Origin of the sequence: Bartonella sp. SD1336NMGDW (assembly GCF_042193565.1) — a bacterium.
Taxonomy (GTDB): domain Bacteria; phylum Pseudomonadota; class Alphaproteobacteria; order Rhizobiales; family Rhizobiaceae; genus Bartonella; species Bartonella grahamii.
Window position 1 is genome coordinate 1 of sequence record NZ_JBHILW010000005.1, and the last position, 25,534, is coordinate 25,534.

Here is a 25,534-nt window from a genome sequence, read left to right on the forward strand (position 1 = left end):
TCTTCCCATGATCAACGTGACCAATCGTACCAATATTAACATGCGGTTTTGTTCGTTCAAACTTGCTCTTCGCCATCTGAGCTCTCCATTTTCCGTCCAAGCCAAGGACTAAGTTAAAAATTAATTACCAACCTGAAATTACGCGTATTTCTTTTGAATCTCCAAAGCAACAGCCGAAGGTACAGGCTCGTAATGATCAAACTGCATTGTATACTGTGCACGCCCCTGACTCATAGAGCGAAGGGTATTCACATAACCAAACATATTTGCCAAAGGAACCATTGCATTCACAACCGTTGCAATACCGCGCGCTTCAGTTCCCGAAATCTGTCCTCGACGAGAATTGAGATCACCAATAACATCACCAACATAATCATCTGGTGTAACAACTTCCACCTTCATGATCGGTTCAAGAAGCTGCGCACCAGCCTTCTTTGCTCCATCACGAAAAGCTGCACGAGCAGCAATTTCAAAAGCCAAAACCGAGGAATCAACATCGTGATAGCCACCATCAATGAGTGTCGCTTTTACACCAAGCATAGGAAAGCCCGCAAGAGGACCTGACCCCATAACACTTTCAATCCCTTTTTGGACACCAGGAATATATTCTTTAGGAACAGCACCACCAACAATCTTTGACTCAAAAATAAAGTCATCACCATCATGAGGCTCAAAAATAATTTTTACACGAGCAAATTGACCAGCACCACCCGATTGTTTCTTATGCGTATAATCAATTTCCGCCATTTTAGTAATTGACTCACGATAAGCAACTTGAGGCTGCCCAACATTTGCTTCAACCTTAAATTCACGGCGCATACGGTCAACAATAATATCAAGATGAAGCTCACCCATTCCAGCTATAATAGTCTGACCAGATTCCTCATCCGATTTAACACGAAATGAAGGATCTTCGGCTGCCAGACGATTAAGAGCAATACCCATTTTTTCTTGATCTGCTTTTGTTTTCGGTTCAATTGCAATCTCAATAACGGGCTCTGGAAATTCCATCCGCTCCAAAATAACAGGCTTCAAAGGATCACAAAGAGTGTCACCTGTTGTCGTCTCCTTAAGTCCTGCGAGAGCAACAATATCACCAGCAAAGGCTTCTTCAATATCCTCACGAGAATTTGAATGCATTTGAAGCATACGCCCCAAACGCTCTTTCTTCTTTTTCACAGTATTCTCAAGAGAAATACCTTTCTGAACTTTACCTGAGTAAATACGACAGAACGTCAACGAACCAACAAAAGGATCATTCATAATTTTAAAAGCAAGCATAGATAGTGGAGCATCATCTGAAGATTCGCGTGTCGTCTCAGTCTCAGTCTTCACATCAATACCACTAATTGCCGGAACATCAACTGGAGAAGGAAGATAAGAAACAACAGCATCCAAAAGCGGCTGAATTCCCTTGTTTTTAAAAGCTGTACCACAAAGAACCGGATGAAACTGAACTTCTACTGTCCCCCTACGAATGAGAGAAACAAGCTGTTCATTGGTTGGCATAACACCTTCCAAATAAGCCTCTGTCGCAGCTTCATCAACCTCCACAGCCATCTCAATCAATTTCTCGCGATATTCTTCAGCTTTCTCCTTTAAATCAGAGGGAATTTCACTTATCACCGCCGAGGCACCAATAGAACCATCCCACTTTAAAGCCTTCATTTCTACAAGATCAACAACGCCTTCAAAGTCATTTTCAGCACCAATCGGCAACTGCAAAACAAGCGCTTTAGCACCCAACCGAGAACCAACCATCTCCACACTACGATAGAAGTCAGCTCCTATTTTGTCCATTTTATTAACAAAAACCATACGAGGCACACGATATTTCTCAGCCTGCCGCCAAACAGTTTCCGTCTGAGGCTCCACACCAGCATTTGCATCCAACAAGGCTATCGCACCATCAAGAACACGCAAAGAGCGCTCAACTTCAATCGTAAAATCAACGTGCCCTGGCGTATCAATAATATTAAAGCGACGCTTCCGACCATCACGCCCTTCCCAAAACGTCGTTGTCGCAGCAGACGTAATCGTAATACCGCGCTCCTGCTCCTGCTCCATCCAATCCATCGTAGAAGCACCATCATGGGTCTCGCCAATTTTATGATTCTTACCGGTATAGAACAGAATACGTTCAGTCATCGTAGTCTTACCAGCATCAATATGCGCCATAATACCAAAATTACGATAATCTTCAATTTTATATTCGCGAGCCATTATATTTGCCTTAGTTTAAAACTTCTACCAGCGATAGTGAGAAAAAGCACGATTAGCCTCAGCCATACGATGAACATCTTCACGCTTTTTCACGGCAGAACCGCGATTATTAGCCGCATCCATCAATTCACCAGATAAACGCTCAATCATCGTCGTTTCATTCCGACCACGTGCCGCAGCAATCAACCAACGAATAGCAAGAGCCTGACGACGATCAGGACGAACATCAATCGGAACTTGATAAGTAGCACCACCAACACGGCGTGAGCGAACCTCAATATGAGGAGCAACATTCTCTAAGGCCCGATGAAATAGAGCCACAGGATCTGTTTTTACTCTTTTTTCTACAGAATCGAGCGCACCATAAACAATACGCTCTGCAACTGATTTTTTACCATCAAACATAATGGCATTCATAAATTTCATAATAACCAAATCACCAAACTTAGGATCTGGATTAATTTCACGCTTTTCTGCTCTATGACGACGGGACATTAGCTTTGTCTCTCAATATTATTTTGGACGCTTTGCGCCATACTTTGAACGACGCTGTTTACGATTCTTGACACCCTGCGTATCAAGCAAACCACGAATAATGTGATAACGAACTCCTGGCAAATCTTTCACACGACCACCACGAATCATCACAACAGAGTGCTCTTGAAGATTATGTCCCTCTCCAGGAATATAACCAATCACCTCAAATCCATTCGTCAAGCGAATCTTAGCAACTTTACGAAGAGCAGAATTAGGTTTCTTCGGCGTTGTTGTATAAACACGCGTACAAACACCACGCTTCTGTGGATTCGACTGCAGAGCAGGAACCTTATTACGTTTAACTGGCGCTACACGCGGTTTGCGAATCAACTGGTTTACGGTAGGCATGCAACCTTCCTCTTTTCGATCTATATTCGTCTCACCCAATCGGGCTTTTCTATTTCATTTCTATCCACTCCAACAAAATTGGAACAGATATCTAAGTCTACACACAAAATCGGGCACACCTGCAAATAACAGTTCACCCGACCACAAGCAGAGAAGGCAATAGCCTTTTGCACTAGCATTTGCTTTTAATCTTCTTAACACCTGTGAATAATCTTCCGGTTCATATCCAAAACACCTGATCACATCCACATCGGTTATGTCCATCTCTAATAGCGAGAACACTTACATTCGTCAAGAACTAAACAGCAGAAAGTTTTTAAAAATGAAAATAAATTAAATTTTAAAACTTTAAATTTGCTTTTACCGCTACTCTTGATAAATCAATTTACCATAGTAATATCCCTATAAATAAAAGAAGCAGCAATGTGACTGTAATAAAACATGAATGCAGTAAATTAAATTGAATTACATGCTTGATATCTAATGATGAGCGCCATGAAAATAGTAACGTGGAATATTGCTGGAATAAAAGCACGACATGAAACATTATGTCAATGGCTGCAGCAAAGCCAGCCGGACATAGTCTGTTTACAGGAAATTAAAAGTATTGATGAAAATTTTCCACGCGATGCAATTGAAAATTTAGGTTACCACATAGAAACACACGGACAAAAAAGTTTTAATGGTGTTGCGATTCTCTCTAAAAAAACACCGGATGAAGTGATCCGTCGATTACCAGGCAATGATAATGATGAGCAAACACGTTACATTGAAGCTGTTTATTCAACAAACAAAGGTGTTGTTCGTGTTGCATCTCTCTATTTACCAAATGGGAATCCTATTGAGAGTGAAAAATATTCCTATAAAATAGAATGGATGGAAAGATTATATACACATGCAAAATCATTGCTTGCGTATGAAGAACCCCTTATTCTAGCAGGTGATTATAATGTCATCCCCGCTCCATTAGATGCAAAAAAACCTCAAGAATGGTGTCAAGATGCCTTGTTTCTTCAAGAAACAAGAAAAGTATTTCAACGTATTCTTAATTTAGGTCTTTACGATGCTATCCGGAATGTCACCGATACTCCCTCCTTCAGTTTTTGGGATTTTCAGGCGGGTGCTTGGCCTAAGAATAATGGGATTCGCATTGATCATTTATTATTATCACCAGAAGCTGTTGATCAACTTATTTGCGCTCATAGTCAAACAGAAGTAAGGGGATATCAAAAACCGTCCGACCACGTTCCCGTTTGGATTCACCTTAATATCAATTAAGAAAGTCCAACCCCCATTATGAAACACCAAAAAAATTCCACTCAAACATAATAACTATGCTACACCATGTAAACAGTATATCTTAAACAGCTAAAGTAAAGATAAATGAATGGAGTCCATAAATGAAGAAATCATTATTAATGTTTATTGCAGCAACGGCCATTGGATTCACAAGCATCGCGCATGCTGAACATGATACTCTTGAAAAAATAAAACGAACAGGGGAAATTACTTTAGGTGTCCGTGAATCATCTGGTTTAGGCTACGCCCTTGGTAATAATAAATATGTAGGTTTTCATACAGAAATGGCAGAACGTATCATTGATGATATCTCAAAAAAAATTGGTAAACCAATTAAAATTCATTATCTTCCCATCACTTCTCAAAATAGAATTCCTCTCTTAAAAAATAAAACCTATGATTTTGAGTGCGGCTCAACAACAAATGATATTGCCCGCAGTAAAGAAGCAGCATTTGCTTATACGACATACATTGAAGAGGTCCGGATTGCTGTAAAGAAAAACTCTAACATTAAATCTCTTGACGATTTAAATGGAAAAACAGTTGCAACGACCACCGGTACAACATCTGTTCAACTTATTCGTAAAAACAAACGTGCAAAAAACATTCAGTTTAAAGTTTTAAAGGGGAAAGATCACGGAGATAGTTTTTTATTATTAGAATCTGGTAAGGCAGATGCTTTTGTTATGGATGCTTCAATTCTTGCTGGACATATTGCTAAATCAAAGAATCCATCTGATTATGTCATTCTTAATACTGTACTTTCAGTCGAACCTATCGCCTGTATGCTCAGATTAAATGACAAAAAATTTGAACAAACAATCAACGATAGTATCGTACGTCAAATTAAAGATGAATCACTTGAAAAGCTTTATAATAAGTGGTTTATGAAACCGATCCCACCCGCTAACACTGTTATGAACCTTCCCTTGTCAAAAAAAACAAGATATGCTTGGGATCACCCAAATAATAAGCCTCGAGAAAGCTACACAGAAAAAGATTTATAAAATTTAATAAAAAAGAACCACACTCTTTAAAAATTGAGTGTGGTTTATATTTTAATTCACTTTTTTATAAATTTGCCCTATGTAGATGCGCTTAGTTTATTGTCTTATTTGTGAATGACTAATTTGAGGGAATATCAATTAATGGACTTTTCTTTCCTTTGTAGAGATGACCTTACCCAAACACTGGTAACAGGATGCTTGGGAACTCCCGGCGTGAGTCATACCTATTTAGATACACTCCTCGATGGCTTAAAAAATACAGTTATATTGTCTATCACTTCACTTATATTAGCTGTATTGTGTGGTGTTATTATAGGAACAATGCGCACTTTACCAAAAACATCTATAATCAATTATATATTTCGCATTATCGGTACTATTTGGGTAGAGATTATGCGTAATATTCCCCTTCTTGTACAAGTATTTTTGTGGTATTTTGTTGTTCCTAAGATTTATCCACCAGCGATGAAATTTTCCCCCATTCTCTTAATAACATGCGCATTGGGATTCTTTACATCTGCACGCATTGCAGAACAGGTTCGTTCAGGCATTGAAGCGATTCCTTCTGGACAACGTTATGCTGCTATGGCAATGGGATTTACAACTTATCAAAGTTATCGCTATATAATACTACCACGTGCTATACGTACAATTATGCCGCCTCTTACTTCAGAAGCAATGGGCATTGTAAAAAATTCATCTATAGCATTCGCCGTTTCAATAAACGAGCTCATGCAATTTCAATACCAAGCAATTGAAGAGGTAAGCCATGTTTACGAAAACTATTTGCTTGTTACGATTCTTTATATTCTAATAGCCTTATTCGTATTCATTGTGATGACCGTCATTGAACAAATACTCAAAATTCCTAATTTTCAAACAAAGGGAAATTGAAAATGATGAATTTCATAAGCTCTCAGTTTGGACTTTATTTTCCTTTCAATTTTTCCGACTTTGATTTTTCCTTTTTTACCTTTGATGTATTTCGTTCTTACATTTTATCAGGTTTGCTCTTTAGCGTTTTTCTAACTCTTTTTGCAACGGTATTGGGGTTTGTTTTCGGCACCCTTTTAGCAATGATGCGCCTTTCTTCCATAAAACTTCTTTCTTGGTTTGCAATCGTTTACATAACAGCTATGCGTTCAATACCACTTGTGATGGTTATCTTATGGTTTTTCGTGCTTTTGCCTTTTTTAACCGGTACATCCATCGGTGCAAATAAATCAGCACTCATTACCTTTACCGCATTTGAAACGGCTTATTTTGCAGAAATTATGCGTGCTGGCATAAACTCAGTTTCGCAAGGACAAAAATATGCGGGACAAGCTCTCGGAATGACATATTGGCAAAGTATGTACATTGTCATTCTTCCTCAAGCCTTTAGGGACATGCTACCAGTTTTTTTAACACAAGTTATTATCCTTTTTCAGGATACAACCCTTGTTTATGCAATCAGTGGCAACAGTCTTTTAAATGGTTTTGATATTGCTGCTAATAATTTTGGTGTAAAGCAAGAAGCTTATATCTTAGCAGCTGTTTTCTATTTTGTTATCTGTTTTACACTGTCACAAATAGTTTTGTATTTACAAAAAAAAGTATCCATTATTCGCTAATAGGAAAAAAAATGTCTACTCATATGATCGAAATAAAAAATGTTTCTAATTGGTATGGCGAAATTAACGTCCTTAAAAACTGTACAACCAACATTAATAAAGGAGAGGTCGTTGTCGTTTGTGGTCCATCAGGATCAGGAAAGTCAACACTCATTAAAACTATTAACGCTCTCGTTCCTTTTCAAAAAGGTGAAATTTGGATTAACGGAGTACCAGTTCATTCAAAAAAAACGAATCTGCCTAAATTGCGAAGTCAGGTGGGAATGGTATTTCAACACTTCGAGCTTTTCCCCCATTTATCTGTCACAGAAAATTTGACAATTGCGCAAATCAAAGTCCTAAAACGAAGCAAAAAAGAAGCACTTGAACGTGGATTGTTGTATCTTGAACGCGTTGGGCTGATTGAACACAAAGATAAATATCCTGGTCAACTTTCTGGAGGGCAACAACAACGTGTTGCTATTGCACGTGCCTTAACTATGGATCCACTTGTCATGCTTTTTGATGAACCAACATCTGCTCTAGATCCTGAAATGGTAGGTGAAGTGCTCGATGTCATGATTAGCTTAGCAGAAGAAGGTATGACGATGATTTGTGTAACCCATGAAATGGGGTTTGCACAAAAAGTCTCGGAGCGTGTTATTTTCATAGATCAAGGAACAATTCTTGAAGACTGTTCATCTAAAGAGTTCTTTTCTGATCCACAAGCGAGAACACCAAGAACGCAAGAATTTTTGTCTAAAATCTTAAGTCATTAGCCGTTATATTATCACAAAAAGCTATCTCTACTGTAAACTTAGACACAAGACAGTAGAGTTTAATAACGGATGAGAGAATGTAAAAATATTACAATCAGATGTTTAAAAACTGTTATTTTTTAAAATATCAGCAACCAGTGAAATTGCTGTACGTCTCTCAAATTCATTACAAAGAGCAAAAGCCTGTTCTTGCAAAGGGCGAATCCAATTTCTGTCTTTTACATTAGCTTTTTCATAGGCAGCAGTTAACAATGCTGCCCCACGGACAATTTTTCCTTCTTGAAGCAGCATATTTCCAAGCATTGCTTGGGCGGAAGGATTTCCTTTTTTTGCTGAAAGTTGAAACCATCGTGCTGCTTGTATAAGATTCTTCTCCCTTCCCTCTCCCTTTAAAAATATTTTTCCTAAATGATACTGAGCTTTAGAATTTCCATAGTTCACCGCAGCCTGCATATAAAGATGAGCAGCATAAGAAGGATCAGGTTTCACAGGTGATTGAGGAATACCTTTTTTTATATATCCCGCAAGTTTAACCAATGCATCAGAAACATAACTTTCATCCTCTGAACCAAGATCAGTGCCTTTTTCAACAATATATGCAAAAAAATAATATGCCTTATAATCATTTTTAGGGACACCATCACCATTTGCATAGATAGAGCCTAGTTTCCAATTCGCACCAATATGGCCTCTCTTAGCCGCACGACGTAATGCTGCAATAGCCTGATTTATATGCCCATCTTTATAAGCAGACATACCACGTTTAAAAAAATAAAACGCACCATCATTCGCTTCTTGCAAGCTATTGACATCTATTGCATAAACAGTCGAAAAAAATCCCCCTAAAATCACAACAATAGTGGCTTTTTTCCATATCTGAAACCTATTAACCATTTCCCCCCTATCTCAATTTTAATGATTATATCTGTTACAAATTTCTTTGTAGATATTTAAACCCTTTTTCTTAGTAAAAAGCACACGCGATTTCAAAATAAAAATTTTAAAAGAAAAGATCAATAAATAAAAACCATCCAAAATGTTCGATAAAATTAAGTATCCATTTTTATATATAACAAATTGATTTTTAAATATAAATCATTATCCTATATTTTGTAACACCTCCTTTAACATTCTAGGATTTATTGATTTTAAAATTTTATACGTATAAGTAAAAATCGCTCAATAAAATAACGTGCATTAAACAGCAACTTGAGAACGAAGAGAATACATGATGAATGGTAAGCATTTAAGTATAAAAAACAATACGAAAGATAGATAAATATAATGATGATCGTTAACTTATAACTTCACAACTGCCTTACCACCTTAAAGATGAAGTTTTTTGCCACCGTCAATCTATAAACAATACAGCTTTTTGCTTAACAGATTCCACCTAACATCATTTCACATGGAATTACTTCATACTTTATACACAAGCCCTACCTCAGAATACTCACCATTACATACAACAAAAATACCACATGTGTAATTTTACATGCCTTATATTGCTACTCTAAATGATGATGTTTTACAGTAATAAAACAACGTACTGATTTATAATGATAATTTACTTTTTTGCATATTGAATGAGTCCCTCGAATATCGTAAGATTCTCTTATTCAAAACCTGTTCCATGTTGAATCAATCAAAACCATCCGCTTGCACATTACAAGCAGAGAGAGCTATGTGGATAAAAACTCTGTGTAAGAAAGAACTAACAATGCCTCTCATGAACGGTCTTAAGTGCCAAGTCCTTGTCCGGATTGGGGCGGGATAGCGCCACAGCGCTTGTTACTTTACAAGCGTAAAGAAGGGGAGCTCAATAGATTTACCGTTATACTATTCATGATCTCCGTCATGAGATAGGCTTGGGTACCTTAAAAGATGTTTTTTTAATGATAAACAGAAAACTATGGATTTCAGTAGAGATTTTATGATCGTTCATGAAAAACTAACAAAAGAAAAAGTCTCTTTAAAGAAGATCTATACCAAACCTAATGGTATGAAATCATCCACAAAAAAGTAAAAAGTTGAAATCAATCCAACCGCTCTAAAGCAACAAATATCTTCTTCTGCGCTGCACGCAGTTCTACAACCCTGTTCCGTTCACGCTCAACAATTTCTGCTTTCGCATTTGCTATAAATTTGGGGTTGTTTAACTTAAGCGATATTTTCTCAATATCTTGTTCAATTTTACTGACATCTTTCCTCAAACGAACACGTTCAGCCTCCAAATCGATCAACTGTCCTAATGGTAAACAAAAAACAGCCTCTCCCAAAATCATTTGTGCCGACACTTCCGGAACTTTATCAGAGAAATCAATAACTTCAATACGCGATAATTTTTTAAGAAGTGCATCATAACGCTTCACACGCTCTCGCGTTACTTCCCCTCCTTCAACAACAACAAGAGGTGCTTGTGTTGCCACTGGAATATTCATTTCAAAACGTACAGACCGAATCCCTGTAACGACATCAATAAGCCAATTAATATCATCAGCAGCTTCTTCATCTATCAATGTTTCCTCTGGCCATTTTGTCAATGCGAGCATATCCTCACGCTTGATGGCTTGCGTTTCTGTAAGAGACCACAACTCTTCCGTCATATGAGGCATAAAAGGATGAAGAAGTTTATAAACTTCATCTAAAACCCAAGCAGTACAAGCTTGAACCTCATTTTTAGCATCTTCATTTTCCCCCTGAAAAATAGGTTTGAGAAGCTCCAAATACCAATCACATAATGTATTCCAAACGAAACGGTAAAGTGTGGCAGCAGACTCATTAAATTTATAGTGTTCAATACCAGTCGTCACTGCTGAAATCGTTTTAGATAACTCTGTTAAAATCCAACGATTAAGCGCCAATTTTGCTTGTTCTGGCTTAAAAGTTGGATCATGCTTCACACCATTCATCTGTGCAAATCGGGTAGCATTCCACAATTTCGTAGCAAAATTACGATAACCAGCAATACGAGAAGCGTCAAGTTTTACATCACGACCTTGTGCTGCCATAATAGCTAAAGTAAACCGAAGTGCATCAGCACTATATTGATCAATAAGCTCTAAGGGATCAATAATATTTCCCTTTGATTTTGACATCTTCGCACCCTTTTGATCCCGAACAAGAGCGTGCACATAGACCGTTGGAAAAGGAACGTCACCCATAAAGTGAAGTCCCATCATCATCATACGAGCAACCCAGAAAAAAATAATATCAAATCCTGTCACAGACAAAGATGTTGGGTAAAAAGTAGATAATTCAGTCGTTTTATTTGGCCATCCTAATGTTGAAAAAGGCCAGAGAGCTGATGAAAACCAAGTATCTAAAACATCCGGATCACGGATTAATTCAACAACCTCACCATAATGAGCATAAGCTGAATCTAAAGCCTCTTTTTCACTTTTTTCAACAAAAACCGTCCCATCAGGACCATACCAAGCAGGAATCTGATGTCCCCACCACAATTGGCGAGAAATGCACCAAGGTTGAATATTTTCCATCCAATTGAAGTAAGTCTTTTTCCAGCTATCAGGAACGAACCGCGTTTTGCCTTGTTGAACAGCCTCTATCGCTGGCTTTGCTAATTCAGCAGCATGAACATACCATTGATCTGTCAAAAACGGCTCAATAAGAACACCACTGCGATCTCCATGAGGAACCATATGGGTATGATCATCAACAGAGGCTAAATATCCCTGTTCTTCCATCAAAGAAACAATCTTCTGGCGCGCAACAAAACGATCAGATTTATCGAGATTTTCTACTAACATTTTTAATTCATCTGACAAAATCAAACCATCAAAAAAGGCTTCATTTTCACGGAGAAAAATCTCGGCTTTTTGGGTAAAAATATTGATCAAGCGTAAATGATTACGCTGTCCTACTTCAAAGTCATTAAAGTCATGAGCTGGTGTGATTTTTACAGCACCACTTCCAGCTTCAGGATCAGCATGCGTATCACCAACAATTAATAACCTACGACCAACAAGTGGCAAAAGAGCATTTTTACCGATAAGATTTTTATAACGCTCATCTTCAGGATTAACAGCAATTCCTGTATCACCAAGCATTGTTTCTGGTCGTGTTGTCGCCACTGTTATAAAAGTTGTCGCATCATTTGGATCAAAAATTTTACCCTCAAGTGGATATCTAAAGTGCCACAAATGTCCTTGAACTTCTTTTTGCTCAACTTCAAGATCTGAAATAGCTGTCAACAATTTAGGATCCCAATTGACGAGGCGCTTATCCCTATATATCAACCCTTGCTTATAAAGCGTGACAAAGACTTCACGAACTGCCTGCGACAACCCCTCATCCATTGTAAACCGCTCACGCGACCAATCACATGAAACCCCAAGGCGACGCAACTGGTTTGAAATAACGCCTCCAGTTTCATAACGCCACTCCCAAATACGCTCAATAAACTTTTCTCTCCCCATTTCTTGACGCGTTGGCTCTTGGCGTTCTGCAAGTTGACGCTCTACAACCATTTGTGTAGCAATCCCAGCATGATCCATACCAGGCTGCCACAAGACGTTTCTGCCACGCATCCGCTGAAATCTAACTATTATATCTTGAATTGTCGTATTGAGCGCGTGCCCCATATGAAGTGAACCCGTAACATTAGGAGGTGGAAGCATAACGCAAAAAGGTTCTGCACCGCTTTTAGAACCAGCTCCCACTTTAAAGGCCCCACGAGTCTCCCATCTCTTTGCAACCCGTTGCTCTATAGAGGCAGCATCATAGTTTTTTTCTAACATTCTATCCATCCATAACGCCGCTGAAAAACACAATACATGATCAAATCCCGATCAAAAACCCGTGATTTTCAGCCATTCACTAGAAAGCTCGCAAAATCGCAAACAAAATTCTCATAAAATGAAAAACATAAAAATAATTAAGATGATTTTTTAATCGCTTTCACAATCTCTTCACGCAAAATATCTTCCAGCAAAATAGGCAATTTAGACTGTAACCATTCTGCTATAGCCGGACGCAACACATCCTTTGCAATCTTTTCTGCAGAAGAAATACAATATGCAGACAATTCCACATGACCATCCCCTCTAGCTTCTGACTGTGATTTCCTTATCTCATCTTCATATTCTTTTGCTTTATAAACAGAATTCCGTTCTTCAGAAGAAAGCTTCATCTTTTGCATATCCATACCAACTGTATTATTCTCTGCCTCTATATCCTCTTTCTCTTGCGTTATCTTCCCCCCTTGATTTTCAGAAGAAAGACCAATACGATCAGCTAAAGCTTTCATAGCATCATCAACCGATAAGGTTGTATCATAAATACCTCCTGATGCAGCTTCTGAACGACCTTCCGAAGCATTCACTGCAACATCTTCATTTAAAAAGTGATCAGATTGAACCGCATTTTCTTCGATTATTTCACGAATAGATGTTAAAATTTCATCCATACTTGGCTCACGTAAAACGCTTGAACTCTGTACCATACTTTACAACCTCTCAAAGACGCAACAACAAATAGAATCATACTTTCAGTGTATGCAAAAGAATCATAAGATCAACATGCCTCTCGGGATATTTTCAAATATGCTTGTCATAAAGAGGACGCTACACACAATTTTCTACACTTATAAAAATAACATCTCACCGTTCTATTTTTAAACATACTCAACTATTGATTTACCAATCTTTTAAAAACTAAAATAATTTAAGATTAAAGAAATACTTTTATGTATTATCGGATATATTTAATTGTTTTTAAACCTAAATAATTTGCAGTCAATCTACCAATAGAAGATTGAACACTATAGCTTGCCACAACAGCATTACGCTCCGCCATTGCAAGCGCAATCTGAGCATTAATCAATTGAGTACGAGAATTTAAAACATCCAGCGTCGTTGCTTGCCCTACGCGATTTTCTTGAACACGGCCTTTCAGAGCAATTTCAGCAGCACGAACACTTTCACGGTAAGCAAGAACAGATGAGCGTGCGCCCTCCAACTGAAACCAAGCAGAGGTAAGTACTTGCCTAGTATTACTATGCGCCAAATCGAGTTGAAGCTGCGCCTGTCCAAGCTGTTCCCTTGATTGACGAATTTGCGCAGACGTACGCCCTCCTTCAAAGATTGGGACACTTACTGACAATCCTATTGATTTAGAAACTCCATCCTCTCCAGCACCGCTGTAGATTCGATTATAAGATGCTGTTGCAGAAAAATCAACTTTAGGGAGCAATGCTCCTTCTTTCGCCTTTACATTGTAAACACTTGCATCGACTAAATATTTAGCATAAAGGATTGCTGGATGCATCACAACGCTCATTTGGTAAGCCATATCAAGGTTGACGGGAAAATCTTTGGCTAGGGGTGGGCGTTTTAACTTTTCAGGATCAGAACCAATAACTTGTCGATACACTGCCTCTGCTGCTTTTACATCAGCACGAGCAAGACTCAGCTCTGAAACAGCCACAGAACGTGCAGCTTGAGCTTGAGCAAGATCAACATGCCCTCCTTCACCCACATCAAATTTTGCTTTATTGGAACGAACTTGTTCTTCAAGAGCTGCCAAATTTTCTCTCCGAAGATCGGCAACACGACGTGCGTGATAGACATTAGCATAAGCGGTCACTGTCTCCAGAAACGTATTTTGTTCAACATTACGAAGATATTCACGCTGAGCCTGCAACTTAATTTGAGCTGAAGAAAAGATATTTTGCGTGATAAAACCATCAAATAATCTTTGATTTAATCTCACGCCTATAGATCCAGAAGTGACATAAGGACCTGTAAAAGACTTATTCCGACCATAGTTCCCAACCCCCTCAACTTGTGGCAATAACCCTGATCGGGCAATGACAACATCATCACTGGATATACGGACAGCTGCACGTTCACTATTCAACTTAGCATTATGCTTATAAGCCTTAGAAAAGGCATCCATCAATGTTTCAGCACAAACAGTATCTGATAGTAAAATACTCAACCCCAGTAATAAAGACACCTGAAACTTTTTGTTTACTCTAAACACAATACACACAATAACAAACCCCAAATAAATTACGAAATTATCTTTTATTCACAAAACAAACAAGCACTAAAACACAAAACCAGGTGTTTTTAAAAAGCAAGGAAGAGGCTTTACAGCGAGGTTAAAAGCACAACGTGCCGAAATGATCCCATCTTCTTTTATATAGATTTGTGCAACAGCAGCATTTCCGTACCCTTCAACCACAACAAGACGTCCACAGTCTTTCATTTGATCAAAGATACCTTGTGGAATAAAATCAACAGATCCCTCAATGAAAATCACATCATAAGGTCCCTCAACGGCATATCCTTGCTCTAATGGACCATGAACGACAACCACATTATCACATTGATTACGTTCTAAAGCTTCAAGAGCACGTTCAAAAAGAGATTTATTACTTTCCAACGCAATCACAGACCCTGCAAGTTTTGCAAGCAACGCTGCACAATAACCACTATTTGCACCAATATCTAAAACAACATCTGATGATTTTACAGCGGCAAGCTGTAGTAATTTCGCTAGAGATGCAGGTTTCATCAAATAGCGTGCAGGAACCCCATCTTGTACTGGACATAGAACAATGTCGGTATCAAGATAACTTAATACTTTCATATCTTCCGATACAAAATCTTCACGAGATACCGTTAAAAACGCTTCAAGAACTGATAAATCCGTTACATCAACTGTACGAATTTGATTGTCAACCATTTTGCGACGAAGCTCAGCAAAATCTGCAACCATAACGAATATTTTCTCCTAACCTACAAAAAACAAACAAAACAGCGACAAAGATGGACGAAGATCTCTTAAACTATGAGCGTTACGAAAAAGGGTGCTCCAGTCAACAATTAGATTTTAACTGTATGATCTCTCATAAAAAAATGTCTTCACAACTATAGAGGGAAATAATCTATTTTCCTATACCTCATCTCCCCTAAAAGCCGTTTCGTTTAAAATCGGCTGGAGGCCTCGCCCGGAATCGAACCGGGATACAAGGATTTGCAGTCCTCTGCGTAACCATTCCGCCACGAGGCCTCGTCAACAAACATAAAGGTTTCAATAAGGGAAGGCAACGCATCCGTCAAGGTGTAGAAATCTTCTCTCGCCTTTTTTCCTCTTATTACACAATTTATCATATTTTTTTAAAAAAAGTAATTTTATCCTTTGCAAATCAGTATTGCTTTGCTATAGCCTTTTCAACTAAATGATTGGGCACCATTCCCCGGTAGCTCAGCGGTAGAGCAACCGGCTGTTAACCGGTTGGTCGCTGGTTCGAATCCGGCCCGGGGAGCCACATTCTTTTCTATCACAAATAACTTATTGATTTTCCGTATGTTTTTTACAGTGAGGGATTCGTTAATAAAAGCTATGGAATAAGGTTTTTACAATAAAGTAGAAACGCAATATCCTACGGGATGTATTTTTTTCAATGAACGCAAAAAACCATTGATTCATTTTAAAATAGCACAAATAAGATTACTTTTTTCAAACTACCGCGCCTTTATCAGAGAGCGCTGCAATTATTTGCACATTATAAAATATGGCTTCTTTCACGAGAAGGAATTATTAAGCGCCATCAGCAATGAAAAAAATCTCATATAATTTTTTGTCCAAGGAAAAATGATTTGTACTCCATAAAGCAATTAAACTTAAAAACCTGCTCATGAAGCAATCATTTTGAAAAATGGAAGAAACAAGAATCAGGGAATATATTATCTCCATATATCCCACATAACCTCCTCCCCATCCTAAAAGCAAAAAACATCAAACAAGTCTGTAAACATTCCGGCGTCTTATCTAACAGGTTGTTCCTCCTGCTAACCACTTCAACGCTTTACAAACAACCTTGCCCTGGATATTTCATCCCACTGTCATAAAACATTTAATACATAAAGTCTTATCGGCTTTAAATTGTTAAGAATCCTGAGAAAGCCTTCAGAAATCATGACATTCTTGCTATTGTATTATGCAGTCACACGCTTTTCTAAAGAGATATCTCTTAAATTTCCCCCAAGCCCATTTCACAATAACTCCCGCAAATGATATAAAATGAAATCGATTAATCATCCCATCTTTATTTATAATAAAAGCCATACCATCATACTATTTTCCAACTCTCAATCTTAGCAATACCCCTCGCCTTTGAAAGAGTTTATAAGTATCATTTTATTTATTTCTCAAATGTTTATCTATACGATAATTTCACATATAACGTGCAAATGAATACTTTTGATTGATCCACATAAATAGCTTAAAAATGAAAAATTTTTACGATATAATGAATTATTTATATATAAAACAATGGCTTATTATTAGAAATCAATTTTTAAAATTAAAAGTTATCATTAAAGATAAAATACATCTTTTAAAAAATAATTTTATATAAATAAAATCTATTTTCATTCCCATTTTAAAAATGGAAATAAAGAAAATAAATAATCGCCTCTACAATAATAATTTCTTTTTAAAAGATTTTTAAATAATCCAAACACTTAGAGGTTTTCATTTTTTAGAAATGAAAACCTCTAAAAGACCTTCTTATTTTGGCAAGAGTATTTTATACCTCTTTTCAATTGAGAATAAATCAACAAAAGTAAAAAATCTCCAGTACATAATCTTTTTTCAAGACTTTATCTAGGCAGCCTTCTTAACTGATTTTCGAAAACGAAAAGGCTTTGCACGCTTTGCCACCGCTTTTGCTTTTTTATGCCTCTCATTTGGAGATGAAGAATTCTTTCGCTGCAACTGTGCGGCATCATCTTTTCGACCTAAAAACTGTTTTTGACGTTTAGATTTTTTAAAACGGCGTTCCTTATCGTTTTCTTTTTCTCTACTTTCTGGCAAAATTGGCTTTTCTGGAAACACTGCAAATTGTTCTGGAACTGACTCAACCGCCAATTTCATACGAATCAAGCGCTCTATAGCACGCAACCGTTCCCTTTCTATCTTCTCATCAAAAAGTGTAAGTGCTTCGCCAGATGCACCATTACGTCCTGTACGACCAATACGATGTACATAACTTTCAGCTTCATCTGGTAAGTCATAATTAATAACGTGGCTTATCCCTGGTATATCAATACCGCGTGCAGCAATATCTGTTGCCACAAGGATCCGCACAGATCTTTCACGAAAAGCTTTTAAAGCAGACTGGCGAGCACCTTGTGATTTATTCCCATGAATTGTTGCGACTGAATACCCTATCTTTGCCAAACTACGTGTAACAGAATCAGCCCCATGTTTAGTTCGGGTAAAAACAATAACCGAATTAAAAGCTGGATTTGTCAAAAGTTTACTTAAAACATTCTTTTTTTCATTCGTAGGAACACAATATAATTTTTGGCAAATCTCTACAGCCGTAGTACCTTGAGGAACAACTTCAATTTTAACAGGATCATTGAGTAAACATTTTGCAAGCACAGCAATTTCCCTCGGCATTGTTGCAGAAAAGAGTGCTGTCTGACGCTCTTGATGCAAAAGCTTTGCAATTTGCTTGACATCATGAATAAACCCCATGTCCAACATACGATCTGCTTCATCCAAAATCAAAAAACGAGATTGGGAAAGATCAACACACTTTTCACCAACAAGATCTCTCAAACGCCCTGGAGTCGCTATCAAAACATCCACACCTGCTTCCATACGTTTAATTTGTTTTAAACGTGATACGCCCCCAAAAATAAGACATGTTGAAAGATGAGCTCCCTTCGCCACAGTGCGAATCGTTTCATCAATCTGGACAGCAAGTTCACGCGTTGGAGCTAAAATCAAAGCGCGTGCAGTTTTAGGACAGCGTTTATCACCCAAAGCCAAAATCTGACTTAAAATAGGTAAACCAAAAGCCAAGGTTTTTCCAGAACCTGTCTGAGCAACACCTAAAATATCGTGTCCTTTCAACATTACTGGAATAGCTTGTTCTTGTATAGGTTTAGGTTTACTCATCCCAGCAATGAGTAAATTTTTAATCAAAAGAGTAGGCAAACCTAACTTTGTAAAAACATTTTCTTCTTTTATAGGCAAAATACAATCTTTCCTCAGCTGAAGAACTCAAAACAAGTAACCAACTGAACTCTCCACTCAAGAATCCGCGCAAGAGAAATCCCTGACATTTTAAATGAAGCAACGCTTTAAAAGCGGCCTGCGCAGCTCATGAGCACCTTGAAATCAAGATAAAGGCGTATAAACTTCACTTTAGAAAAAGCCAACAAACCAGCCTAAATGCCTTCACCCCCATTATCCCTGGATTATGATAAAAAAGCAAGAACTTTACGAAATACATTTATCATGAATAAAAAACAATATTTAGATCGTTTACTTTTTAATGATTGTGTCCATCGGTAAATGTACCTTGATAAAATCAGGATAAATCTCGAGAAAAACTGGATTTTGTAAAGTTTTTTGACCGCCATAAATTAAATACCATTGGGTTTTATCAAAAATCGCCAAAGTTTTATATCGAATGATGCGATCCTTCATCTCAAGAACTGTTGGAATTAAAGCATACAAAGTCCCATTATCAGTTTGTAAATACTCTATATTTTCTTTATCTAAATAATAAGCACCAGAAGGCAAATCCTCAAATTTCCTATGCAACTGTTGAAGAAAATCACTACGTAAAGCACTCTCTGTTGTATTCAATCGATGTGCCATCTCTTTATAAAGTCGCTCAGGCATATAATGAGAAATAGGCGCAAAATCCCTGTTTTTTATAGCATTATTGACATCAACAACAACTTTTGAAAGTTCAGCTTTTTGTATTATTGTGGGCTGAGATGCTAAACTCTGTTGATTAACAATCAAAAAGAAAAACAGACTCAGCAGCAAATAAAAAATAGGTTTCATCATTATGCTTCTTGTTTTAGTAAAATTTCAGTTTCTCAAATAACGAAATCAAATAATGTTTGATCATCAGTAATATCACGATAACGCCAACCTAACGCTTGAAATTTTTCCTCTAAAAGACAAAAATTACCGTATTTTTTTGTTTCAATCGCAACCAATACAGAACCAAAGTTTCTCGCTGATTTTTTAAGATATTCAAAACGTACGATATCATCATCTGGTGATAATGTGGAAAGAAAATGACGCAATGCACCAGGATGTTGCGGAAAACTAAAAATAAAATATTTTCTCAACCCTTGGAAACGTAAAGAACGCTCTTTAATTTCTGGTAAACGCTCAAAATCAAAATTACCTCCTGAAATAACGAGAAGAATTTTTTTCCCCTTTAACTCTTGAGGAGGAATACTGTTAAGCGCGTCAATCGATAAAGCACCAGCCGGTTCAAGGACCACACCTTCAACATTAAGCATTTCAACCATCGTAGAACAAACACGATTTTCAGGAACCGTAATGACAGAATCAGGGGAAAAATTCTTTAGAATTGTATAGTTTAGCGCACCAATTTCAGCCACAGCAGCACCATCTACAAAAGTGTCAATATTTTCAAGCTTGACGCGTTTTCCACTCTCCAAACAAGCAAGCAAACTTGCAGCTCTTTGCGGCTCAACAAAACGAAGCTTTGTTTTCCAACCATATCCATGTAAAAACTTGCTCACCCCACTTGCCAAACCACCACCCCCTACCGGCACAATCATTAAATCTGGCTCACTTTCTCCATTGAGTTTTTTCCATTGTAAAGCAGCTTCACAGAGCACTGTTGCCTGCCCCGTAATAATGCGAATATCATCAAAAGGTGGAGCCATTACACCACCGCTCTCCACGACAAAGGATTGCGCAGCTTCATAACATTGATCAAATGTTTCACCAATTAAACGAATATCAATGAATTCTTTACCAAAAATACGTGTTTTCTCAATTTTTTGTTGTGGCGTTGTCATAGGCATAAAAATCACGCCTTTACGTTTAAAATAACGACAAACAAAAGAAACCCCTTGCGCGTGATTCCCCGCTGAAGCACAAACAAATGCAGAATCTGGTGGTAGACTGCTAAGCATTTCTGAAACAAAATTGAAAGCACCCCGAATCTTATAAGACCGCACCGGTGTTAAATCTTCACGCTTTAAATAAATTTCTGCATCATACTTTTGACTAAGAAAATCATTTCTTTGAAGTGGTGTTTCAGCAAACACGTGATGCAATCCCACCATAGCTTTTGTGACGTCTTGAATAAATTGACTCATAACACTAATCATTTCATGCTTTATTTACATTATAAAAGCTTTTTCTAGCGATAAAGAAAACTATTGTCAGTCAAAATTTCACTAAAAAAATGAAAAATGTTTCTTTTGTCATTAATTCTTGATTCAATAAAAGATATAGCTTATGAGAGAACTCTCATCGCGGACGTGATGAAAACGGTAAACATAGCAGACTTAAAATCTGCCGGTCGAAGACCTTGCGGGTTCAAGTCCCGCCGTCCGCACCAGAATACTTTAATTTCCCTTATTTCCCAATGATTTATTAAAAATCAATAAAAATCAAACCACCCTCTCAACCACCTTTCGCAACGCCATTATAACGCTATCAGACGGCACCACGATGATGCTAAAATACGAATCATTGCTGCTTTTTGAAGTACCTTTTTAGCACTTTGAACTCCTCCTCATCTTTTAGGGTGGAGAGGCAGTCAATCTTGATTTTCTCATCCTTAAGGATGAGGAAATGAGTCATGTTTTTAACGTTAAGCAGCTTTCACAACAGGGCTCGATAAAATTCGCTTAGCTTCTGTTGTAACTGATTTGTAATGCTTAAACTCTTCTTCAAGGTCATTTGCATCTAACAAACGCCTCATCAATAATCCTAAGATTTCTCCAACACCAGCAGCATCATTCACGCTCTTAACAGGAGTAAGATAATACGAAGAAAAGTAAGTGAGGTATAGAATGGAGATAGATCTGAGTTTAGTAATAGCAGTTGTTATTTATTTTATTGCTAATGTGGGGTTGGCTTATACTCTTCATGACTCCTGAAAACAACGCAAAGGCTCAGAAAAGAGATAGATGAAAAAGACAAAATAATAGATAAAGAAGCTGAAATAGTACATGCACAAAAAGATATAAATTAAAAACAAGAAGAATCAATTCGAAGATTAACTGCTTCCAAGCTTATTTTTCCTTGAATGGCAGTTAAAAATTTGGCCAAAAAGTAGTTTTAAGTATTTTCTCACAAACATTTTTCAAGACAGGCAATCACAACACGCTCTGTCATAGCTCACATATAAATTACGCAACAGCCTTAATGGGGGGAACATGATCATCAATACACAAACCATTCTCTGCCTTGATCTAGATACCAAGACAGGCTGGACAATTTCTCGTGTAGACAGCAATATAACGAGTGGCACTGTCAATTTTGAATCCTATCGTTTTGAAAGCAATGCCTCAAAAGGAGAAATGATTAACGCGGCATGTGCAAAAGGACATGCGCTACAAGATCACTTAGAAAACAATCTTTGGGCGAAAGCCAATCTTGTACGCAAGGCTGTTTTGAACACCCGTGAAAAAAATCTGAAAGAAAAGGCAATGAGAGAGAATTCAAGACCACTCACGTTGGTTGAAAAGCAAAAGCTTGAAGGGATTTTAATGATCTTGGAGGAACAATGAAAAACATTGCAGGTTAGCAAACTAGTAAAAATGCTGATCGTTTTGTGATTAGATGTGCGTTTAAATCGACATAAAAGCACCGTACAAAGCGATTCAAGATTTTATGATAAAAAATTTATAATATAAAACGCTCTGTACGGTCAAATTTGAGGCAAATAGACAAATTTGTAAAATTAGAATTAAAGCATATCCATTTTAAAACATCTGTTCTTAAAAAACCGTAAACAGCCCATGCGAAAGAGGTTTGTTGCAACGGCGGTGGGATATGCACCATGGAGGAAACGGAGCAGAGGAGTATTTTTACAACCTCTACGAATATGAAGACGGTACAAGAGAGTGTGAAAAATTTGATACTGATCAGTATTACAAAGCACCTAAGTAATGCGGATTTAGTACCAAAGCGCAAGTAAAAGCATGAGCTTATGGTGGTCTATTCCGAAAAGCGTTCTCAATTACAAACCTCTTATAGACGAGATCAACAGAGAGATCAAAAATTATCGAAAACCGCAGGAAATTAATATGTTTACAGATAAGCAGCTAAGAGCCTTGTTTGGCGTTATAACTTTTATATTTTTTATGTTTTTCAGGAATAAAAATTGACTTTATTCAGAATATTTTGACATTTGCGTTTGTTTCTTTGGTAATAGTCACAACGGTTTTTGCAATTTTATGCAATTCTAATATTCCTTCTGAATTACAGAGCAACCCAAAATACAAATGCGGCAATACAACAGGTTGGAAGACATTAACACGTGATTTACAACAGTACATGCACAGACTCTTAAAGCTAATAAGTTTAGCGCTTGTCGTTTTAATTTTCCCAAGTAGTTATAAAGAAATGGTTTCTTTACCTGTCATTTCTAAGTACGTGGAGTACAAGTTTTATTTTCATTGGATACTGTACTTTTTTAATACTCAGATATTGCTGTTTGGTATTCTCTTTTAGTCTGTGTATTATTTCTTATGTTACGTACACGCAGTTTAATAAATATATCTATTTACACACTACAGTGCTCCATTAAAAAGCCATAGTAAAATTCCGATTTTATAAAACTGTTCAGATTAAATGGCGTTGTCTCTTCTCAACGTTCATAGATAAAATCAACAAGGAGATAAAAAACTATCGGGGGCTGCTTAGCTTCAGAGACTAATTTTCTAAGTGAAGAGAAAGTTCAAGCTGCATCTTTGATTGTAATAATGACTTGCTTGCCAAGAAGACTCAGTGCTTTCTCTAGTGTTTGAAGCTTAGTTGGATAATTTAGATCAAGAATGCGTCTTTACCCAAACAATTGCCAATTCTGTTTTTGTGATATTCGCTTCATTAAAGGCTTCTACTACTGCAAGTTTAAGAGCATTCCACGCATCTACCGTAACCTCTACAAAGTCTTTATACTGTTGTGGCATCGGTAAAGGCAGACCACGCATAGGACAAGCTCCGTAATGCTAACCCTAAAGATTCAACAGCATTCTCTAATGCCTCAGTTCTATTTTCTCCAGCTGTTATTGCTTCTGGTACACCTGGAAAGGTTACAATAAAACTACCATCTGAATCAGATTCCAGTTTTGCTTGATAAGTATATTCCATGTTTATGTCTCCTCGTCATAATCAAAATACTTTTGAAACAAAAAATTTAAGCCTTTGAGAAAACAGCTCATACCCCCAACTACTTTTTTATTATTTTCACATAAAGTGGAGTCAAGTCATCAGATTTTATAACGGTTGTCTTGTCTCCAAAAGTTACCAAATAATGTGACCCTTTGCCTGCATCAGGAGCTTTACTGTAATGAATGCCTCTTTTTCTGGCTTCTTTACGTAATTCCCTAAGCAGCACTTCTCGTTTCATTTAGCCTCACCATTTCTTCATAAAATGAAGATCGAACAAAAAAGTTTAATACAGACTCTTAATGAAATGATATTTACTGAAAAGTTAAAAGCAGAAACAAGAAAGCCGTACCATTTATGTGACATGGTCTTTTGATGCATGATTTGTCAAATAATATTGTAATGTAATACTTTAAAAATATTATTAATAAACTTAAACGATTGAAAAAGTACGAATTATGTTAAGATTTTTACATATTAAATTGCTAATTTAATGGGGCTACAAATATGCTAAATAAAGTGATGTTAATTGACTATTTAGCTGCTAATACCAAAAGCAAAACAATGAATTCTAGAGCCGAGGTAGTCAATTTTCGTATGGCAACTTCTAAGACCTATATAGATAAAAGACCAATCAAAAAGTAGAGAAAACAGAATGGCATTCAGTTGTGATTTTTAATCCATATTTGGCAAAAATTGCACTTCAATATCTAAACAAAGGTTCAAAGATTTACGTAGAAGGCAAATTACAGACACGCAAATGGTAAGATAAAAATGGGCATGACCGTTACTCAACAGAGATTATCTTACCACAATTTAAAGGCGAATTATATTTACTTAATGCAAAGAAAGATTTATCGACATCCCCTACCCCTTCACCCATTACTTCTCAAAATTATGCTATCGTTTCAAAAGCCCGACGCATGAGATTTGGGTCATCACTCAAGTCAACCTTCAGATCTATTTTAGCAAAGGCTTGATGACAGCCTATGATCTTGATTTTATCATCAAGAATAAGTTTATAATTCTCATCTGTTATCAGATGTTGAATGGATTAACTGACTTCCTCTTCATCAACACCCCAAATAATAATCTTATAAGGAGCTAAAAGTTCATTCTTAACGGCTTTGGAGAATGTATAGGTAATAAAGCTCTTTTCCATAGAGCTCTTCTTCGTCCATAGATGCCACAACGGCATTGATCTCATTGGCTTGCTTTTTCTCAAAGCTTTTGAGCATCAGTTGGTAGCTGGTAGAGCGAGATCTGAGACATCGAGCTCGACAGCATCATCTTGTGTTTTACGACGCTTGCCAACTTATGTATCAGAACATACCGCAAAGAAACACAAGGGGGCTTGTGCAGGTGCGATCGCCCTCTCATTCATATTCCTGAAGCCTAAAAGTACTGAGTTTGAATCAGCTTTTTTCGCTTTTAGTGCTCATCGAACTTGGACATAGCAAAATCTCCCAGAATTCTGAGACACCCACAGAGTGGGCTCATTTTATGATCGAACTTTAGGGTTTTCAGACCCTACTGATCGCTGCGTAGACGACCAAAAACACCTTTAAAGTATTGAAGG

At 37.2% G+C, this 25,534-nt stretch carries 19 protein-coding genes, 3 tRNA genes and 6 pseudogenes; 11 read left to right on the forward strand and 17 right to left on the reverse strand.

What is annotated here, in order from left to right; all coding sequences use genetic code 11:
- The 4 genes and pseudogenes from ACFIKH_RS04060 to rpsL form a co-directional block, all read right to left on the reverse strand.
- Positions 1-76, reverse strand: a pseudogene (locus ACFIKH_RS04060) (elongation factor Tu); the annotation flags it as partial.
- A 62-nt stretch (positions 77-138) separates the two neighbouring features.
- Positions 139-2,223 carry an elongation factor G gene (gene fusA / locus ACFIKH_RS04065; RefSeq protein ID WP_375671058.1) on the reverse strand — a complete coding sequence of 695 codons (2,085 nt, stop codon included), beginning with the start codon at positions 2,221-2,223 and terminating at the stop codon, positions 139-141.
- Between the two features lie 24 nt (positions 2,224-2,247).
- On the reverse strand, positions 2,248-2,718 hold the full coding sequence (gene rpsG / locus ACFIKH_RS04070; protein WP_015856589.1) for a 30S ribosomal protein S7: 471 nt from the start codon (positions 2,716-2,718) through the stop codon (positions 2,248-2,250).
- Positions 2,719-2,736: 18 nt separating this feature from the next.
- Complete coding sequence (rpsL, locus tag ACFIKH_RS04075; RefSeq protein ID WP_005773262.1) at positions 2,737-3,108, reverse strand: 30S ribosomal protein S12; 372 nt, start codon at positions 3,106-3,108, stop codon at positions 2,737-2,739.
- A 495-nt stretch (positions 3,109-3,603) separates the two neighbouring features.
- Between rpsL and xth the strand changes: the two genes are divergently transcribed.
- The 5 genes from xth to ACFIKH_RS04100 all read left to right on the forward strand — a co-directional run bounded on the left by xth (position 3,604) and on the right by ACFIKH_RS04100 (position 7,785).
- A complete protein-coding gene (gene xth, locus ACFIKH_RS04080; protein WP_375626583.1) occupies positions 3,604-4,386 on the forward strand; it encodes an exodeoxyribonuclease III in 783 nt (260 codons plus the stop codon).
- A gap of 122 nt (positions 4,387-4,508) precedes the next feature.
- Positions 4,509-5,414: a transporter substrate-binding domain-containing protein gene (locus ACFIKH_RS04085; protein WP_375671060.1), complete on the forward strand. Its 906-nt coding sequence runs from the start codon at positions 4,509-4,511 to the stop codon at positions 5,412-5,414.
- Between the two features lie 141 nt (positions 5,415-5,555).
- Positions 5,556-6,308: an amino acid ABC transporter permease gene (locus ACFIKH_RS04090; protein WP_375670317.1), complete on the forward strand. Its 753-nt coding sequence runs from the start codon at positions 5,556-5,558 to the stop codon at positions 6,306-6,308.
- A gap of 2 nt (positions 6,309-6,310) precedes the next feature.
- Positions 6,311-7,027 carry an amino acid ABC transporter permease gene (locus ACFIKH_RS04095; protein WP_273788550.1) on the forward strand — a complete coding sequence of 239 codons (717 nt, stop codon included), beginning with the start codon at positions 6,311-6,313 and terminating at the stop codon, positions 7,025-7,027.
- 11 nt (positions 7,028-7,038) lie between these two features.
- Positions 7,039-7,785, forward strand: coding sequence for an amino acid ABC transporter ATP-binding protein (locus ACFIKH_RS04100; protein ID WP_375626577.1), 747 nt, complete (start codon positions 7,039-7,041; stop codon positions 7,783-7,785).
- 102 nt (positions 7,786-7,887) lie between these two features.
- Here ACFIKH_RS04100 and ACFIKH_RS04105 read toward each other — a convergent pair whose 3' ends face one another.
- The 6 genes from ACFIKH_RS04105 to ACFIKH_RS04130 form a co-directional block, all read right to left on the reverse strand.
- Entirely contained in the window at positions 7,888-8,679 is a 792-nt protein-coding gene (locus tag ACFIKH_RS04105) for a tetratricopeptide repeat protein (RefSeq protein WP_375627143.1), read from the reverse strand.
- A 1,142-nt stretch (positions 8,680-9,821) separates the two neighbouring features.
- A complete protein-coding gene (locus tag ACFIKH_RS04110) occupies positions 9,822-12,545 on the reverse strand; it encodes a valine--tRNA ligase (protein ID WP_375671062.1) in 2,724 nt (907 codons plus the stop codon).
- A gap of 137 nt (positions 12,546-12,682) precedes the next feature.
- Entirely contained in the window at positions 12,683-13,249 is a 567-nt protein-coding gene (locus ACFIKH_RS04115; protein ID WP_375626573.1) for a DUF2497 domain-containing protein, read from the reverse strand.
- A gap of 248 nt (positions 13,250-13,497) precedes the next feature.
- Complete coding sequence (locus tag ACFIKH_RS04120; protein WP_375651881.1) at positions 13,498-14,703, reverse strand: TolC family outer membrane protein; 1,206 nt, start codon at positions 14,701-14,703, stop codon at positions 13,498-13,500.
- 153 nt (positions 14,704-14,856) lie between these two features.
- Positions 14,857-15,531 carry a protein-L-isoaspartate O-methyltransferase gene (locus tag ACFIKH_RS04125; RefSeq protein WP_375651853.1) on the reverse strand — a complete coding sequence of 225 codons (675 nt, stop codon included), beginning with the start codon at positions 15,529-15,531 and terminating at the stop codon, positions 14,857-14,859.
- A 220-nt stretch (positions 15,532-15,751) separates the two neighbouring features.
- Positions 15,752-15,825 (reverse strand) — tRNA-Cys (locus ACFIKH_RS04130).
- 184 nt (positions 15,826-16,009) lie between these two features.
- Here ACFIKH_RS04130 and ACFIKH_RS04135 point away from each other — a divergent pair.
- Positions 16,010-16,084, forward strand: a tRNA-Asn gene (locus ACFIKH_RS04135).
- A 1,340-nt stretch (positions 16,085-17,424) separates the two neighbouring features.
- Here ACFIKH_RS04135 and ACFIKH_RS04140 read toward each other — a convergent pair.
- The 3 genes from ACFIKH_RS04140 to ilvA form a co-directional block, all read right to left on the reverse strand.
- On the reverse strand, positions 17,425-18,807 hold the full coding sequence (locus ACFIKH_RS04140; protein WP_375626569.1) for a DEAD/DEAH box helicase: 1,383 nt from the start codon (positions 18,805-18,807) through the stop codon (positions 17,425-17,427).
- A 291-nt stretch (positions 18,808-19,098) separates the two neighbouring features.
- On the reverse strand, positions 19,099-19,629 hold the full coding sequence (locus tag ACFIKH_RS04145) for a hypothetical protein (protein WP_375626588.1): 531 nt from the start codon (positions 19,627-19,629) through the stop codon (positions 19,099-19,101).
- 35 nt (positions 19,630-19,664) lie between these two features.
- Positions 19,665-20,942 carry a threonine ammonia-lyase IlvA gene (ilvA, locus tag ACFIKH_RS04150; RefSeq protein ID WP_375651855.1) on the reverse strand — a complete coding sequence of 426 codons (1,278 nt, stop codon included), beginning with the start codon at positions 20,940-20,942 and terminating at the stop codon, positions 19,665-19,667.
- 147 nt (positions 20,943-21,089) lie between these two features.
- Between ilvA and ACFIKH_RS04155 the strand changes: the two genes are divergently transcribed.
- Positions 21,090-21,175 (forward strand) — tRNA-Leu (locus ACFIKH_RS04155).
- Positions 21,176-21,430: 255 nt separating this feature from the next.
- Here ACFIKH_RS04155 and ACFIKH_RS04160 read toward each other — a convergent pair.
- The gene (locus ACFIKH_RS04160) at positions 21,431-21,583 is read right to left on the reverse strand and encodes a hypothetical protein (RefSeq protein ID WP_375648425.1); all 153 of its coding nucleotides are present in this window, start codon (positions 21,581-21,583) and stop codon (positions 21,431-21,433) included.
- A 415-nt stretch (positions 21,584-21,998) separates the two neighbouring features.
- Between ACFIKH_RS04160 and ACFIKH_RS04165 the strand changes: the two genes are divergently transcribed.
- From ACFIKH_RS04165 to ACFIKH_RS04175, 3 genes and pseudogenes are all read left to right on the forward strand, one after another.
- Positions 21,999-22,352, forward strand: a complete 354-nt coding sequence (locus ACFIKH_RS04165; protein WP_375626565.1) for a hypothetical protein — start codon at positions 21,999-22,001, stop codon at positions 22,350-22,352.
- Between the two features lie 186 nt (positions 22,353-22,538).
- A pseudogene (locus ACFIKH_RS04170) lies at positions 22,539-22,859 on the forward strand (hypothetical protein); the annotation flags it as partial.
- Between the two features lie 12 nt (positions 22,860-22,871).
- Positions 22,872-23,384: pseudogene (locus ACFIKH_RS04175) on the forward strand (hypothetical protein).
- Between the two features lie 140 nt (positions 23,385-23,524).
- Here the strand turns inward: ACFIKH_RS04175 and ACFIKH_RS04180 are convergent.
- Positions 23,525-23,937 (reverse strand): annotated as a pseudogene (locus tag ACFIKH_RS04180) (type II toxin-antitoxin system HicB family antitoxin).
- 79 nt (positions 23,938-24,016) lie between these two features.
- Positions 24,017-24,196 carry a hypothetical protein gene (locus tag ACFIKH_RS04185; RefSeq protein ID WP_375626563.1) on the reverse strand — a complete coding sequence of 60 codons (180 nt, stop codon included), beginning with the start codon at positions 24,194-24,196 and terminating at the stop codon, positions 24,017-24,019.
- A 266-nt stretch (positions 24,197-24,462) separates the two neighbouring features.
- Here ACFIKH_RS04185 and ssb point away from each other — a divergent pair.
- Positions 24,463-24,935 (forward strand): annotated as a pseudogene (gene ssb, locus ACFIKH_RS04190) (single-stranded DNA-binding protein).
- Here the strand turns inward: ssb and ACFIKH_RS04195 are convergent.
- Positions 24,869-25,175, reverse strand: a pseudogene (locus tag ACFIKH_RS04195) (hypothetical protein); the annotation flags it as partial. The pseudogenes ssb and ACFIKH_RS04195 sit on opposite strands and share 67 nt — an antisense overlap.
- Between the last annotated feature and the right edge of the window lie 359 nt (positions 25,176-25,534).